This is a genomic window from Alteromonas naphthalenivorans (genome assembly GCF_000213655.1).
GTDB lineage: Bacteria > Pseudomonadota > Gammaproteobacteria > Enterobacterales > Alteromonadaceae > Alteromonas > Alteromonas naphthalenivorans.
The window spans coordinates 4,802,485-4,818,541 of record NC_015554.1 but is presented as its reverse complement, the minus strand read 5'-3'; the positions used below and the strand labels follow the sequence as shown (position 1 = coordinate 4,818,541).

Sequence of the window (16,057 nt, the reverse complement as noted above, 5' to 3'; positions counted from 1 at the left end):
AGTAGATTATGACAGATAAAAATAGCGGTACTGACAGTGTCGCATTTCGGGTAGAACTCGATAGTACGAACAACAGTATTGAAGAGCTCCAAACGAAAATAGCGTTTCAAGAGCATACTATTGAAGCCTTAAACGAAGCGCTGTCTTCGCAGCAGCAACAACTAGATGAGCTTACCTATAAGTTACGCCACGTTATCGACAAGGTTAAGTCAATTGAGCCTTCGAACATGGCCAAAGACTCAGAAGAAACACCGCCTCCCCATTATTAATAACCCGAACCCTAGCTTTTAATAAACCGAACCCTAGCTTTCGAAACATTAGCGAGTCTTGATGTAACGAAAAGGCTTGTTGTATTAGGGCGTAGAGCGCTAGGGCATAGAAAGCTAGCGCGTATCAGGTGACGTGCTTTGACTGTCTGATTCAGTGGTGTTGGTTGAATCAGGCAATGCGGGTTCAGATAAGGTTTCCAACTCTACCGACTCTTCAATGTCGCCGCTGATTGCTTTAATAAAAGCGTTTTTGATAATGGCGCCCAGTGCACTAAATACATCGGTATCTGGGCTACTCAAATCCCCTTCAATCGGAATACGAGTAGCGACTTGACCTTCACTTTGGTTCTCAAATATCTCAGTAATAAAAGCCGATAATAGCTCTACGGTACCTTCAAGAAATCCATCGCCATCTCGTTCAATATCGCCCTTCCATGAAAATACTTCCACATGGTGCAAAATGGGTTTTATGTAACCCTTTACTTTTCCATCATCGGCAGCGACTTCGGCAGCCAGCGTAAGTGAGCCAGCCTCTAGGTCGAATGGCGCGTAGGTATCCAGCAGGTTCTTAAAGTTAATTAGTGCCACATTATCGGCTTGAAGATTGAGATCGAAAGTGGGATTTTGTGTGGCAGGGTTAAGCTTTGCTTTAAGGTTCAGTGTACCCTGCTGGGCAGTTTGTGCGCTCACTGTAGCGTTAGCCACCCGATTGTCAGATAACGCATCGCTATTCACTAGATTCGTGACTTCACCTTGAATATCGTGCAGCGAGATATCAATAACAGGAGAGGTTTCAGGGTTATAAAAACCAATTTTCCCATCTGAAACACTGAGTTTATCGATACTTAATGGGAATAGTTGATTTGCAATGTTGAGCCAATCTTCGTTTTTACCGGCTTGACTGTTATCACTGGTGGCACCATCGACAAAATTAATTTCAGGACGAGTAAGGTTTACAGTACCGCTTGCGGCCCCTTTGATAAGTTGGCTCCAGTTTAATGTAAACTCAACCTTATCGGCGCGAAACAATGGCTTGTCTACTTGGCCGTTAGACTTGTACAACAACACATGCTCTAAACTATAAGCACCGCGCCATAGCATTAAATCTACGTCACCTACTCGGCCGCTGTATTCACCCGGCTGACTGAGTGTTTTATTGATATACCACTGAGCCGCATAAGGCATGCTCATACGAATGATAATGAGCAACCCAAGTACAATGGCGAGCGAAATAAATAAGTAACGATTTGCGGTTTTCATAAATACTCCTTTCAAAGAGTATTTCAAGATTTATGCCGCCCAAAGTCAGCCTAATGTAAATGTGGTGAGGTTGAATAACTCTTTTTTATCAGTGAGTTAATGTGGTGGAAGATGGCGCTTTTTAACACTGCATAATGTAAAGATACGCCGAATGTGGGCGGGATCTTCACAGAATGCGTAATAGTTACTGCTTATGAGTAGTACACTGGCGCTAATGGTAATAGCGTGAACAGTGTAATCAGAAGTGACACAAACGTGATGGATTCAACCGCGAACTAGTGAGGTTTGAAAATGCCAATCACGTTTTCGTTTTCGCGGGTGGCGGCATTCACTTGTTCTTCGGTTTGCGCTTCATTGTAACCACAAGCCACGCACTCTAGCTTTTCTACGTTATTTTCGTAATATAGCGAGATAGTGTCTAACGCTTGGCATTTTGGGCAGGTAGCGCCTGCAACGAAGCGGCGTTTAATCGATTTTTGCATTGCAGCTCTCTTAACGTAATTTACTCAGTATTATACCGTGAAAAGCCATTTCCTGATCAGATTTTGATAGGAATTTGCTATTATACGCGACCTAAATTGTTCCCGCGAAGGTTATGAATGATAAAGCTTACCAACGTATCGCTAATGCGTGGCAGAAAAGTACTGCTAGAAAGTGCATCGGCGCAGGTATTTCCAGGCCATAAAGTCGCCCTTATAGGGAGCAATGGCTGTGGTAAATCGACCCTGTTTTCCTTACTGCGTAACGAAATGTCAGTAGATGCAGGCGACTGTGTAGTACCTGCTGATTGGCGTATAGTGAGTGTTGCACAAGAAACCCCTGCCACCGACAGACGTGCAATAGAGTACGTTATTGATGGTGATAAAAATCTTCGCCGTTTACAAGCACAGCTTCACCAAGCTGAGCAAGATGAAGACGGCGTATTGATTGGTAAAATTCATGGCCAACTAGAGCAAGCTGGCGCTTACGATGTAGAAGCAAGAGCCGCGACTATTCTATCAGGGCTGGGCTTTACCAACGTTCAGCTTACCGCACCGGTTACTGATTTCTCTGGTGGTTGGCGTATGCGTCTTAACTTGGCGCAAGCACTGCTATGCCCCTCTGACCTATTGTTGCTAGATGAGCCCACAAACCACTTAGATTTAGATGCCGTTATTTGGCTAGAAAAGTGGCTGCAGCGCTACGAAGGTACCTTGCTGCTCATTTCTCACGATAAAGCGTTCATTGATAACACGGTAGCGCAAATTATTAGTGTTGAGCAGCAACAGCTAATTACCTATACCGGTAACTATTCTGCCTTTGAAAGGCAGCGTGCCGAACGACTTCGTTTACAAAATATAGAGTTTGAAAAGCAGCAGCAAAAAGTGGCGCATTTAACCTCTTTTATTACCCGCTTTAAGGCCAAAGCGAGTAAAGCCAAGCAAGCGCAAAGCCGCATTAAGCAACTTGAAAAAATGGAAACGCTGTTGCCAGCTCATGCGGCTAGCCCATTCAGTTTTGAGTTCGTACCGCCTGCTGCACTGCCTAACCCCCTGGTGCAAATGGAGCACGTACAGTTAGGTTATGATGACCATATTGTATTGCAGCAAGTGAAGCTTAACTTGGTGCCAGGAAGCCGTATTGGTCTATTGGGGCGAAACGGCCAAGGTAAATCTACTCTTATCAAGTTGTTAGCTGGTGTACATGCCCCGAAACAAGGCGTTTTCGATACTGCTAAAGGCCTCAAGATTGGTTACTTTGCTCAGCATCAATTAGAAACTCTCGATCCTAACGCCACGCCTATTTTGCACTTACAGCGCATAGACGAAAAAGCTACCGAACAGCAATTGCGAGATTATTTAGGCGGTTTTGGCTTTAACGGCGATGAAGCGCTTTCAGCTGTTGCGCCTATGTCTGGTGGCGAAAAAGCGCGGTTAGTGTTAGCGCTTATTGTGTATCAAAAGCCAAACTTGTTATTGCTCGATGAGCCTACCAACCACCTTGATTTAGAAATGCGTCATGCGTTGAATATTGCGCTACAAGGCTTTGAGGGTGCCATGGTGTTGGTATCGCACGATAGATTTTTACTCTCATCGGTATGCGAAGACTTTTACTTAGTAGATAGCGGCGAAGTGGCGGCGTTCACTGGCGACTTAGACGACTACCGCGACTGGATTTTAAAGCAACAAGCCGCCGAAAAAGCCAAAGCGAACAGCGATGCGAAAGCGTTAAATGAAGACGCAAGCGCTGTTAGCGAGCGTAAAATCGATCGTAAAGAAGAAAAGCGCCGAGAAGCAGAGTTTAGAAAGCAAGTCGCACCACTGAAAAAAGCCTTAGAGAAGCACGAAAAGGCCATGGACAAATGTTCAGACGAGTTGAAAACCCTTGAAGCATCGTTATCAGATACAAGTTTGTATAACGATGATAAGAAAGCCGAGCTGATGCAACTGTTAGATAAACAGGCAAAGCTCACTCAGGAGCTTGAAGAAGAAGAGATGCAATGGCTCGATGCACAAGAGCAAATGGAGGCGCAGCGCGCAAGCTATGAAGCACAATAATGCGATTGTAAATGCAGAAGATTTTTGGCAATACGCAGGTAGTCGCTATGGCAAAGGCGACGTAGCGCCACTTGCCATTTTGTTGCAAGACCGCCATGGTGTGAACGTAAACATACTATTGTTGATATGCTGGTGTATTGAACATGGCTTCATTATTAATTTGCCTCAGTTAAACGCGGTGATAAACGCCGTTGAAGCATCAGAGCACGCTCTTAAGCAACATCGACTTGAGCGAAAGCAAGCGAAGCCAGAAGACAAACAAGATGCAAACTACCCGCAGGCCTTAGCGAAATACAATCAGCTAAAAGATGACGAGCTGGAATTAGAAAAAGCGCAACAAGCTATTATTGTAGAAACGGTTAATAGCCTTGGTTTAGCGTCCTTGCCCTCAGGCGCCTCTAGTATGTCAGGTGTGTTCAATGCCTCTATCGCTGCACTTATTAATGGGTATAAGCTACGAGAAAAACAGGAAGCCCGTGAATTAATTAGCCAGTTACTTAAGCAATTGTCGTAGAAAAAAATAAGAAAACATCATGAGCAAAATCGCGTTATCGCATGGAAAGATTATAAAAAGCAGCTTTCGGGTACCAAGTTGGGCAAAGAACCGTCATGTTCAAACTATATGGCCACGCTTCATTCAAAAACGCTTACCGCTAAAATACAGCATGGAACGCCTAACATTGCCAGATGACGATTTTGTGGACGTTGCATGGGGGCCAAAGCCCGCAGAGCCTTCGGGCATTATTGTGATGTTCCATGGCCTTGAAGGCAGCATTCGTTCACATTACGCCAATGATATGATGGCCAATTTATCGGTAAATGGCTGGCAAGTGGTGATGATGCACTATCGTGGCTGTAGCGGTGTTCCGAACCTAAAGCCAAGAGGCTACCATTCTGGCGAGACTGGCGATCCGAGCTTTTTTCTTGATTGGCTAAACCAAAAATTCCCCCAACTCCCTAAAGTTGCTGTGGGCTTTTCGCTTGGTGGTAACATGCTGTTAAAGCTGCTTGGTGAGAACCCCGCGCAAAAATGGCTGAATGCGGCTATTGCTATATCGTCACCGTTGAAGCTGTCTGAGTGTGCCAAATCAATTAACCACGGTTTCTCGCGGGTGTATCAGAAATACCTCTTAAACAGCATAAAAACCACACTACGAAAGAAAATGTCGTTTATCGACTATCGTAAACTTATCCAATTAACGAGTGATGATGTTGATGGCATTACCAGTTTTGCGCAATTTGATGAAAAAGTCACAGCGCCCTTGCATGGTTTCGAAGACGCGAACGACTATTACGAGAAGTGCAGTGCGTACCACTTCTTGAGCGCTATTCATTGCTCTACGCTTGTATTACACAGTATTGATGACCCCTTTATGAACCATTTAGTGGTGCCTAAAGAAGAAGAATTAGCACGCAATGTTACCCTTGAACTCAGTGAGCGTGGTGGCCATGTTGGCTTTATGCAAGGTTCGGTGTTTAGCCCTAAAGTGTGGCTTCATGAAAGGGTAAAAAGGTACGTTAGCGATGTACTGCCCATTAACCCCACCACGCCCTACGTGTAAGTTTCCTATCTTGTTTGCACGTTAGCTGGCTTTATCTCATGCTTAATCGTTAGCGTGAGCTCACTTTTTTCTGGAGGCAGAGATGATAATTCCAATCGACGCGGTTGATACCGAAACCCTACATAGTTTAGTGGAAGCATTTGTGCTGCGAGAAGGCACAGAATACGGCGCTGAAGACGTCACTATGGAAACCAAAGTGACACAGGTATTAGATGCGCTTAAAAGTGGTGAGGCCGTGCTAGTGTATTCAGAGCTTCACGAGAGCGTGGATATCAGACCAAAAGGCGATGTGACATCCCAAAGTGAGTCTGCTGAAGAAGAGTAGGTATACCTGCTGCTTAAAACAGAGCTTGTACGTAAATTGAAGAATAAAAAAAGCCGGGCGAGTGACCCGGCTACCTTTCATCAGGAGAGCATCCCAAAACGAGAAAGGTTTAGAAACTGTAGCGTGCAGTTACCTGCATGACGTCTAAGTCATCCATAAGCTTGTAGTTAGCACCCACAGCCCATTGAGGAGTGACGTAATAGTTTGCGCCTACTTTGAACGTGGCATCGCCATCTTCAACGTCGTAGTAGCCTACTTCGCCTAGAAGCTCAACCTGCTCAGTCACCATAGAACGAACACCAGCATTCACACTGTAGCCCGTCTCATCATCGAAATCGCCATCGATACGCTCAAAGTTGGCGCCGAAATATGCATCGGTAGTGGCGTTAAGTGGCATTCTGTAACCAGCACCTAGGGTTAGCATGTCGAAATCGAAGCTGCCTTCTTCAAAGTTGCTGTATTCACCGTTTAAGTAAATGTTGCTGTTTAATAGATATTTGCTGCTTAGTACGAAACCATCGGGTTCGAACGATTCGTTATCGTCAAAATCCATCTTGCTATAGCCACCTTCTACATAACGCCAGTCTGGAGACTCGGCTAACGTTGCAAAAGAAGCAACAGAGGCTGCGGTAGCGGTAAGTGCTGTAAGTAAAGTGATTGCTTTGCGCATTTGAAAAAACTCCTATTTATCGCAGAAAGAAAAAATACCTGCGCTTCAAATTTTGCGACCCTGTGCATCGTGATGTGCAAACAAGTATCGCGAATTCCATCGTTAAATCTGAAGTTAGTTTTGCAAAGGGTTTGCCAATCACGATGTGAGTTGATGGTTAAATAGACGATTTTTCTTTAACATACAGAAAGATAGCGGTTTTTACCTAAAGCTGCTTTTTATCTCCGAAATAGATTTATTAAATAGCGTTGATTATCTGAACAACAAAATCTGCTAAATGTGTATCTAAAAAACAACACTATATCCTTTCGTCTAATGACTGGTACGTTTTTACACAGTGAAAGATGGCGCTTAAATTCAAAAAGTACCTTTGTAAATGTTTGAAAAGATGACGTTTGATGGTTATTCAACCACTCTTAGATAAGTTGGATCATTCTTTGCAACTGCTCTTAATGAGTTCAAGCGCGGTTAATTCGCTACCCAGTTCTTCTTCCTTTATGGGTAAGCGAGGTTCCTATCAAAAAAGCACCTTTGGGCATTCATCTACGGAGTTAGCTGGTGGCTTTTTTGAACGCGTTTTGGCATAGCCCTACTTCACGGAGATTACGACATGCACCAAGAGTTTAAACAAGGCCGCTTTGATGGCGTGAAGAGCGTCAGCAAAGTAACTAAGCGACGCTCCAGGTCACTTTTCTCTCGCGTTGCGGTTGTGATTACCAGTGCGTTGTCATTATTAGTCACGCCAGTGATTAATGCCGAAGGGGTGAGTAATAGCAACGAACCTCGTGATGCATCCCCTATTCTTCAATCTGTTATCGACACCGCAAAAGCGTCTGCCGAGGAAAGCTATGAGCAAAACGATCATGGTCTCGATGACGGGTTAAAATCAATTGATTATCAAACCTATCGGGCTATCCGCTTTAATCCTGAAAAAAGCCTGTGGAATGGCGAGAACGACTACGAAGTGCAGTTTTTTCATCCTGGCTTTCTTTATGAGCTACCCGTGACAGTTCACACTATCGATGAATCTAATAGCGCTCAGCGTATTCCCTTTTCTAGTGACATGTTCCGCTATGACGACAAAGCTGTGCGGTTAGCAGGACTGACTAACGATAAAACGGGGTTTGCAGGCTTTCGGGTTCATTACCCATTGAAAAATGAAGCCTATAAAGATGAGTTTGCCGTATTTTTAGGGGCCTCTTATTTTCGTCTAGTGGGTAAGAACCAAGTATATGGTATTTCTGCTCGAGGGCTTGCCATTGATACTGCCCTAACGAAAGGGGAAGAATTTCCTCACTTTACTGAATTTTGGCTTATTGAGCCTAAAGAAGGCCAGCCTATTACGATTTATGCTCGACTGGAAAGTCCGTCAGTGGCCGGTGCGTACAAGTTTGTCATTGAGCCGGGCATAGATACACAAGTAGATGTGAAAAGCTGGTTGTTTGCCCGCGAAGATGTAGAAAAGCTAGGTGTCGCCCCTTTTACCAGCATGTTTCTTTATGGCGAAAACAGTGAAAAGCGCTCAGACGACTATCGCCCTGAAGTACATGACAGCGACGGTGTGTTAATGGTGACACATGCAGATGAAGAGATTTGGCGTCCATTGACTAACCCAGCAAAACTACAAATTACTTCGTTAAGTGACAGCGCGCCAAAAGGTTTTGGCATGTTACAGCGAGATGGTGAGTGGGGTAACTACTTAGATGGTGAAGCAAACTATCATATTCGCCCAGGCCTTTGGGTAACGCCCACCGAAGGGTTCGAGAAAGGTCGCTTAGAGGTGGTAGAAATACCGACTAACTCAGAGACGCACGACAATATTGTGGCGTACTGGGTGCCTGAAGCGCCATTACTTAGCGGTGAATCTCGTTATTTTGCGTATACCTTAAAAACAGTAGAACGAAACCCCGTTGTTAGCGAGTTAGCAACCGTTATTCGTACACGCCAAAGTAAACCGTCGTTACCTGGCGAGAAAGTGAAAGATGAAACAAAGCAGGCTCAGCGCCGCTTTATTGTTGATTTCTCTTCTCCTGACTTCTCATCGCCGGAACTGGCAGCACCTGAATTGTCAGCTAATGAAAATACGGCTACAAGCTTCAACCCAGACACTACCAAGCTTATTGTGCAAGGTAGCAATGGTGCAATTTCTCAGCAGCGCCTTTACCCCGTTAATGAAGGTAAAGAATGGCGCGCCACTTTTCTTCTTATGCCCAAAGACAAAAGCACGGTAGATATGCGTGCTTATATCGAGCTAGATGGCAAACGTATCAGTGAGGTTTGGAATTATGTCTATCAACCCAAGTAATGCTTCCATTTCCCCTAAATCCTCAACAAAGCGTGATCGATTCATCACGACAGGAGAGCACATGCGCTTATTTATAATGGCAATGTTAGTGCTTCCGAGTACGGCTTTGGCCGGTTGGAGCCTTTATGAAATTTTTCTTCCTAATGGGTTAACTAAACTTGAGATGGCCCAGCTTGGATTAGGCCTAATGTTGTTCGCTTGGCTGTGTATGGCCTTTTGGACCGGTATTATCGGTTTTGTACTACAACTGTTTAATATTGACCCTTTAAGCTTACGTAAAAAGCAAAGTAAGCCTGATGAAGCCACACAGTTAACTCAGCGCCATGCGGTGGTAATGCCTGTATACAATGAAGATACGCGCCGAATTATGGTGGGTTTTGAAGCGTGTGTCCGTGAGTTAATGAATACGCCACAAGCTGATCATTTCGATTTTTATATGCTAAGTGACACACGGGATCAAAACAAAGCAGATGCCGAGCTTCGCGCGTGGCAACGTATGACCAAGCGTTTAGGCAGCTACGCGTCGCAGGTATTTTATCGTCGCCGGGAAAAGAACCTTCATCGCAAAGTGGGTAACTTAAAAGAATTTTGCGAACGCTGGGGCGCGAACTACGAATCTATGATTGTATTAGATGCCGATAGTATTATGACTGGCGAGCGAATGTTAGATTTAGCCCGCCGTATTGAACAAAACCCAGATACCGCATTAGTACAAACTATCCCTATGCCGGTACGTCAAAATACCTTCTTTGGCCGCTTTGTACAATTTGCTGCGCACCTTTACAGCCCAATGCTGGCAACAGGTTTGTCATTTTGGCAAACCGATAGCGCCAACTATTGGGGTCATAACGCGATTATTCGCATTGCGCCCTTTATGCAGCATTGTGGTTTACCTAAATTAGAAGGCAGCGCCCCGTTTGGTGGTGAAATTTTAAGTCATGACTTTGTTGAAGCTGCGCTACTTCGCCGTGCAGGCTGGCAGGCCTATTTACTGACCGATACCACGGGCAGCTATGAAGAAGTCCCTAGCAACGTTGTCGATTACGCTATTCGTGATCGTCGTTGGGTACAAGGTAACATTCAGCATTTAGGTTTGCTGAACGTGAAAGGCCTGAAAGCGGCTAACCGTCTTCACTTCTTATTTGGTGCGTTTGCCTATATTTCATCACTAATACTGTTTTGTATGCTAGCGCTAGGTACAGCTGATGCACTCATCCGTGCTACGTCTGTTCCAGATTTCTTTACCTCTGAATATCAGTTATTCCCAAGCTGGCAGGTAGCCCGTCAAGATATGATGATGGTCACAATGTGGGGTACAGCTGCGTTGTTATTTTTACCTAAAGTACTAGGGATAGTATTGGCGCTTATCAAACGCAGAGAAGAGTTTGGTGGCACCTTTTCGTTACTGAAAAGTTCTGCATTAGAAATTACAATGGCCATTCTTATTGCACCGTTAATGATGTTTTATCATAGCTTCTTTGTGATCAGTGTTTTTGTTGGTCATTCTGTTAAATGGGAAGCACAAGAACGTGAAGGTAAAAAAGTACCTTGGAGTGTGGCCTTTAAGCATACTCAAATTATGAGTTGTTTAGCCGTAATTTGGGGTGTGACTACATTTTATTACACACCATCGTTATTTATGTGGTTGCTACCTGTGTTAATTGGAATGGTACTGGCTGCGCCGGTTATTCGTATTACTAGCAGTGATAATCTAGGCATACAAATGCGTAAATGGGGCGTGTTTGTTATCGACCAAGAAGTGAATGAATGCACCGCGCTTAAACGTTTGCGGGTGGCTATGAATTACTTCGCATTGTCTCAGTACAAGGCAGAAGAGCCAGCACTCCCTGAAAGTTTGTGGGTAACCATGCCTGAGCAAGTATTAAGTGAAAAGCCGCTGCCTATGCGTCCAGCATTGGTCAATAACGCGTAACGTGTTGTACACGTTAGTGGATTAAAGCGCTGAACATAATCAGCCAGACACAAAAAAGCCGGCAGCTTTACTTCAAAGGTAAAGCCCCGGCTTTTTCTATATAAGGTGTACTTACTGGGTAAAAGTTACGGAGAAAGAAACCGGAACCGTAGTAGTAATACTCTTTAGCCCTGCAATTTTTTGCAATGCTTCAATACCTGCCGTTAGTCCGAAAGACTCAGCTTTAATTAGCGTAGGCGCGGTAGTTGAAACCGTTAAAGTATCTGCGTCTACTTTGCTTGCCATTACAGAGAAGCTAGTAGGAACCGCCATACCATGCAACGTTAAAATGCCATCAACTTTGCCGCTGGCCACTTCGCCGTCGGCTAAATTCAGCATTGACTCAGGTAAGGTTGCATCGAAAGTTGCTTCAGCAAACTCTGTCACATTGAATAGCATGTCTTGCATACGTGTATTACGAATATCGATTGACGTATTTACCGACGCCAAATTAACCGTAACACGCAATTTTCCAGCATTAGATAAACTGCCTTCAAAACTATCGAATTTATGTACTTCGGTAATTTGTGAATTCTTGGTAGAAAGGAAATGCAAAACACTGGTGTCGCCATCTAGGTCCCAGTCAGCAAGTGCAGGAAACGTAAGACCGCATGCAAGCAAGGCAGTTGTTACCTTACGAATACGTGTCGTCACCATAATATTACTCCTTTAAATAATAATAATGTCCACTCGAGACTACTCGAAGATGGCATAGACCAAATAACCTAACGTACTAATTACGATGAGGGTTTACAAAATCATTATACTGGACAACATCTTTCCATGGCACTCTTTGATCGCCCATTACTACAAAATCTGGGTTCTCTAGCGAATGACGCTGGTTATAAGTAAGCGGTTCGAAGTTAGCAGCAGCAATACTGCCTCCGGCTTCAGATACTATGCACTGTGATGCACCTGTATCCCACTCACCCGTTACACCAATTCGCATAAATACATCGGCCTTACCTTCTGCAATAAAGCAAGCTTTCAGCGAACAGCTGCCTAATGGCAGGGTTTGATAAACCCGCTTTGCACACATACGGCCTAATACTTTTTCGCGGCTTTGCCTACGACTAATGGCAATCATCACCACACTGTTTTTAGGATCATCAAGCTTACGGACGGCAATTTTCTCTTCCCCGTCAGGTGACGATTTATAAGCCCCTTTACCCTTCTCGGCAAAATACAGCGATTGCCCAGGGGGCCAGAAAATAACACCAATTTTAGGCTGATTATTTTCAATAAGTGCTATGTTCACCGCAAAGTCACCGCTTCTGGCGATAAACTCTTGGGTGCCGTCGATAGGGTCGATAAGCCAATAACGCGGCCAATCTTTTCGCTCTTCCAAGCTGGCATGCTTATTTTCTTCAGACAGAATAGGAATGTCGGGGGTGGCGTCGCTTAAGCGTTTAACAATAATATCGTTGGCAAGGTAGTCGGCGCTAGTAACTGGAGAATCGTCTTCTTTTTGGTAAGCGTCAAAATCGCCTTTATCATACACTTTAAGCACAGCTTCGCCGGCTTCAACGGCAACGGTTTTTGCGAGCTCTAATAGTTCGCTGTGGGGGTGTTCATCGGGCATAATCTATTGGTCCTTCAACCATTTTTGAGCAAGTAACAGCGCAGCGATACAGCGGGCTTCAACAAAATCTTCACGAGCCAGTAACGCGTCTGCTTCAGCAAGGGGCCAGTGAATCACTTCCAATGGCTCAGGTTCATCACCCTCTAGTTGTTCAGGGTATAAATCTCTTGCTATTACAATGGTCATGTTGGCATTAAAAAAGGTAGGTGCCATGCTAACTTTGTGTAATTCAATCAGCTCATTCGCACCAAAACCTGCTTCTTCTTTCAATTCTCTATCGGCGGCTTCAATGGCGGTTTCACCTGGGTCGATAAGGCCTTTTGGAAAGCCAAGTTGATAGGAGTGAGTACCTGCGGCATATTCACGAATCAATACCATGGTATTTTTATCAATCATGGGAACAATCATGACGGCGCCACGATTGCCACCTGCCATCCGTTCAAACTCTCGCGTTGCGCCATTAGAAAACTCTAAGTCTAGGCGCTCTACGCGAAAAAGCTTACTTTGGGCAACAATTTCCCGATTGTGAATTTGCGGTAACGGCTTGTTCGGGTCAATTTTTCGCATGTCTCTTGCTACAACTTTGTTATCATACCTACTGTAACTAGCTTACTTCATTATAAGGAAAATCGCTTGCCCTTTCTGCCCTGGAATGAAATTGATACGGTGTTGTTAGATATGGACGGCACCCTACTGGATTTGCACTACGACAACCGGTTTTGGCTAGACCATTTGCCAACGCGTTTGGCTGAAATTAAAGGTATTCCGGAACAAGAATGTCGTGACATGATGGCCTCACATTATGAAAAAGTGCACGGTCAAATTCAGTGGTATTGCCTCGACTATTGGGCAGAAACACTGGATATCGATATTATGCCGATAAAGCGAGAGCTAGCGCACCTTATTGAAATTCGCCCCGATACTGTCCCTTTCTTAGAGGCGTTGCATCAGTCTGGTCGCGAGGTGGTGTTAGTGACTAATGCACACCCTGGTAGTTTATCGTTAAAAATAGAGCGTACGCAGTTAGACGCGCATATCGATAACTTAATTTCCACGCATGAGTTTGGTGTTACTAAAGAGTCGCAGTTGCTGTGGCAGAAGCTACACGCGCGCTTAAACTTCAACCCAGCGCGAACCTTGTTTGTAGACGACACAATACGAATATTAGAAGCGGCAAAAGAGTTTGGTATACAGCACCTTCTTGCGGTTGATAATCCTGACAACACTTTACCGAACCGTAATATTACCGAATTTCCTGCTGTTACCGACTATCGTTTAATGTTAGATGATATTTTGGCAAACCCTGTCTCTAGCAACGAAGGAGGTAAACATGCTGAGTAAATTATTTGTAGGATCTAAAAACCCGGTTAAGGTAAATGCAGCGCACATCACGTTATCCATTACCTTAGAGCAAGATTTCGATGTTTACGAAGTTGGCGTGCCTAGTGGGGTATCTGAGCAGCCAATGAGCGAAGAAGAAACGCGGCTAGGCGCGGTAAACCGGGTAAAAGCACTTATTGATATGCACAAAGACGAGACAAACGATTCGTGGTATGTGGCTATTGAAGGTGGCGTTGATGTATTCGAAGATGGTCCTGCTACCTTTGCTTACGTGGCGATTTATAACGGCGGACGCATGTCGATAGGCCGAAGTGCCAACTTGCCGTTACCCGTTAGCGTGTATCAAGCATTACAGCGGGGCGAAGAACTAGGCCCTGTTATGGATAAGTTATTTAATACCACCAATGTGAAACAAAAAGGGGGGGCGATTGGTCTGCTTACTCTTAATCATGCTTCTAGACAAAGTGTTTATGAAGTCGCGCTTACATTAGCCATGGCAAAGTTTCATTTTCCCGATTTATATACCGATTGATATGCAAAATATACGCTGCTAATTGCCCTTAAGATAACATCGTAAATAGCAGTGTTTTACTTAAAAACACTCTGTAAGCTCTACCGAAATGGTGATAAATTTCCGTAATAATTTCTTATCGAGCTTTTTTCGAATATCGCTCATAATGTCTAATCTTTAGTCTATCTTGTTGATCTTTCGTTGGAAATATTAGGTTGGCTGATCTGGCTCTGTAGTTGCACTACTATCCATCACAAACGGATTAAGGAGTGTGACAATGAGCGAGACAATCAACACGTATAACCCTGCAACGGGTGAGAAGCTAGATCATTATCATTTAATGTCAGCGGATGATGCAGAGCAAGCGGTAACCCGCTCGCAAGAAGCCTACTTAAACTGGCGCAGAACTTCTTTTGATGCCCGTGCCCAATTATTCAATAACCTTGCTGATTTGATGGAAGAGCGTATTGACGACTTATCTAACCTGATGACCCGAGAAATGGGTAAGGTAGCTGAGCAAGGTAGGCAAGAAGTGCAGCTATGTGCAAATATCTGTCGTTATACGGCAGAACATGGCGCTGAAATTCTTGAAGATGAACATCGTATTTTTGAAGGTGGTCGTGCCATCATCAGTTACCAGCCTATTGGCGTGATCTTAGGTATTCAGCCTTGGAATTTCCCCCTTTATCAGGTTATTCGCTACAGTGTTTCAAACATTATGGCGGGTAATACCACGGTACTTAAGCATGCTAAAAACGTATTTGGTATGGCCGTGGCTATCCAACAAATGTATGAAGATGCTGGTTTCCCTAAAAACGTTTATCAGTCGCTATTGATTGATGGCGGTACAGCGAGTGACTTAATTAAACATAAGCATGTTCGCGGCGTAACCTTCACAGGTAGTGACGAAGTGGGCAAGCAGGTTGCTAAAGAAGCAGCAAGTTTGTCGAAAAAGACAGTGATGGAGCTAGGCAGTAACGATGCGTTCATCGTGCTAGCAGATGCTGACATCGACCAAGCGGTTGAAACCTGTATTAAAGGCCGTGTTATCAACAATGGTGAAACCTGTGTAGCAGCCAAGCGCTTTGTTATCGTCGATAGTATTTATGATGAGTTTAGAGATAAGTTTGTTGCCCAGTGCAAGAAACTTAAAGTGGGCGACCCTGCGGACGAAAATACCGATCTTGGTCCTATGGCACGTGAAGATTTACGTGATGAATTACATGACCAAGTTAAAGCGTCACTTGAAGCGGGTGCAACGCTATCGCTTGGCGGTGAAGTACCAGATAGCAGTGGTTATTTTTACCCTATCACTGTATTAGAAAATGTTTCACCAGACATGCCGGCGTACGACGATGAATTATTTGGCCCAGTGGCTTCGCTAATTCGCGTTCGTGACGACAAGGAAGCCATGACAGTAGCAAATGATTCACGCTACGGTCTTGGTGGTGGTATCTTTAGTACTGATACCGACAACGCTATCGCCCTTGCCAAAAACGAGTTCGATACGGGTATGGTAAACATTAACGGTTATTCGTTAGCTCAGCCTAACTTGCCATTTGGCGGTGTTAAAGATAGTGGTTACGGTCGTGAGCACGGTGGCTATGGTATGCGTGAATTCGTTAATATCAAAACCATCATGATCGCAGAGCAGCAAAACAGCTAAGCGTACCAATGCGGTTAGCCCACAGTGTTGGGCTAATCTGCAACAAGGCGCTGAATA

Annotated in this window: 16 protein-coding genes; 10 read left to right on the top strand and 6 right to left on the bottom strand. The window is 44.5% G+C overall.

Translation table 11 applies throughout. The annotated features are described in order from the left end of the window. Positions 1 to 8 precede the first annotated feature (8 nt). On the top strand, positions 9 to 269 hold the full coding sequence (locus AMBT_RS21070) for a SlyX family protein (RefSeq protein ID WP_013786694.1): 261 nt from the start codon (positions 9 to 11) through the stop codon (positions 267 to 269). Positions 270 to 383: 114 nt separating this feature from the next. Here AMBT_RS21070 and AMBT_RS21065 read toward each other — a convergent pair whose 3' ends face one another. Both AMBT_RS21065 and AMBT_RS21060 read right to left on the bottom strand, forming a co-directional pair. Beyond that, positions 384 to 1,529, bottom strand: a complete 1,146-nt coding sequence (locus tag AMBT_RS21065) for a DUF748 domain-containing protein (RefSeq protein WP_013786693.1) — start codon at positions 1,527 to 1,529, stop codon at positions 384 to 386. Between the two features lie 275 nt (positions 1,530 to 1,804). Then, a complete protein-coding gene (locus AMBT_RS21060) occupies positions 1,805 to 2,011 on the bottom strand; it encodes a YheV family putative zinc ribbon protein (protein WP_013786692.1) in 207 nt (68 codons plus the stop codon). 117 nt (positions 2,012 to 2,128) lie between these two features. On the opposite strand from AMBT_RS21060, the gene AMBT_RS21055 reads away from it, so the two are divergent. The 4 genes from AMBT_RS21055 (at position 2,129) to AMBT_RS21040 (ending at position 5,953) form a co-directional block, all read left to right on the top strand. Next, positions 2,129 to 4,066 carry an ATP-binding cassette domain-containing protein gene (locus tag AMBT_RS21055; RefSeq protein WP_013786691.1) on the top strand — a complete coding sequence of 646 codons (1,938 nt, stop codon included), beginning with the start codon at positions 2,129 to 2,131 and terminating at the stop codon, positions 4,064 to 4,066. Further along, entirely contained in the window at positions 4,053 to 4,580 is a 528-nt protein-coding gene (locus tag AMBT_RS21050; protein WP_013786690.1) for a TIGR02444 family protein, read from the top strand. Before AMBT_RS21055 ends, AMBT_RS21050 begins: the two co-directional genes overlap by 14 nt. Before the next feature lie 19 nt (positions 4,581 to 4,599). Next, the gene (locus tag AMBT_RS21045; protein ID WP_013786689.1) at positions 4,600 to 5,628 is read left to right on the top strand and encodes a hydrolase; all 1,029 of its coding nucleotides are present in this window, start codon (positions 4,600 to 4,602) and stop codon (positions 5,626 to 5,628) included. Positions 5,629 to 5,710: 82 nt separating this feature from the next. Continuing rightward, positions 5,711 to 5,953, top strand: a complete 243-nt coding sequence (locus AMBT_RS21040) for a YheU family protein (protein WP_013786688.1) — start codon at positions 5,711 to 5,713, stop codon at positions 5,951 to 5,953. Positions 5,954 to 6,062: 109 nt separating this feature from the next. On the opposite strand, the gene AMBT_RS21035 is transcribed toward AMBT_RS21040, so the two are convergent. Then, entirely contained in the window at positions 6,063 to 6,623 is a 561-nt protein-coding gene (locus AMBT_RS21035; protein ID WP_013786687.1) for an outer membrane beta-barrel protein, read from the bottom strand. 610 nt (positions 6,624 to 7,233) lie between these two features. Between AMBT_RS21035 and AMBT_RS21025 the strand changes: the two genes are divergently transcribed. After that, positions 7,234 to 8,928: an OpgD/OpgG family glucan biosynthesis protein gene (locus AMBT_RS21025; protein WP_013786685.1), complete on the top strand. Its 1,695-nt coding sequence runs from the start codon at positions 7,234 to 7,236 to the stop codon at positions 8,926 to 8,928. A gap of 61 nt (positions 8,929 to 8,989) precedes the next feature. Further along, positions 8,990 to 10,861: a glucans biosynthesis glucosyltransferase MdoH gene (gene mdoH / locus AMBT_RS21020; RefSeq protein WP_013786684.1), complete on the top strand. Its 1,872-nt coding sequence runs from the start codon at positions 8,990 to 8,992 to the stop codon at positions 10,859 to 10,861. Positions 10,862 to 10,972: 111 nt separating this feature from the next. Here mdoH and AMBT_RS21015 read toward each other — a convergent pair whose 3' ends face one another. The 3 genes from AMBT_RS21015 to nudE form a co-directional block, all read right to left on the bottom strand. Then, positions 10,973 to 11,557: a YceI family protein gene (locus tag AMBT_RS21015; RefSeq protein WP_013786683.1), complete on the bottom strand. Its 585-nt coding sequence runs from the start codon at positions 11,555 to 11,557 to the stop codon at positions 10,973 to 10,975. Positions 11,558 to 11,633: 76 nt separating this feature from the next. Next, positions 11,634 to 12,482, bottom strand: a complete 849-nt coding sequence (gene cysQ / locus AMBT_RS21010) for a 3'(2'),5'-bisphosphate nucleotidase CysQ (protein WP_013786682.1) — start codon at positions 12,480 to 12,482, stop codon at positions 11,634 to 11,636. 3 nt (positions 12,483 to 12,485) lie between these two features. Next, positions 12,486 to 13,049, bottom strand: a complete 564-nt coding sequence (nudE, locus tag AMBT_RS21005; RefSeq protein WP_013786681.1) for an ADP compounds hydrolase NudE — start codon at positions 13,047 to 13,049, stop codon at positions 12,486 to 12,488. Between the two features lie 66 nt (positions 13,050 to 13,115). Between nudE and yrfG the strand changes: the two genes are divergently transcribed. The 3 genes from yrfG to AMBT_RS20990 all read left to right on the top strand — a co-directional run bounded on the left by yrfG (position 13,116) and on the right by AMBT_RS20990 (position 16,000). Beyond that, positions 13,116 to 13,823 (top strand): GMP/IMP nucleotidase, encoded by a 708-nt coding sequence (yrfG, locus tag AMBT_RS21000; protein ID WP_013786680.1) that lies wholly within the window; start codon positions 13,116 to 13,118, stop codon positions 13,821 to 13,823. After that, a complete protein-coding gene (gene yjjX, locus AMBT_RS20995) occupies positions 13,813 to 14,355 on the top strand; it encodes an inosine/xanthosine triphosphatase (protein ID WP_013786679.1) in 543 nt (180 codons plus the stop codon). The genes yrfG and yjjX overlap by 11 nt, the downstream gene beginning before the upstream one ends. Positions 14,356 to 14,611: 256 nt before the next feature. Next, on the top strand, positions 14,612 to 16,000 hold the full coding sequence (locus AMBT_RS20990; protein ID WP_013786678.1) for an NAD-dependent succinate-semialdehyde dehydrogenase: 1,389 nt from the start codon (positions 14,612 to 14,614) through the stop codon (positions 15,998 to 16,000). The last annotated feature ends 57 nt before the right edge of the window (positions 16,001 to 16,057 follow it).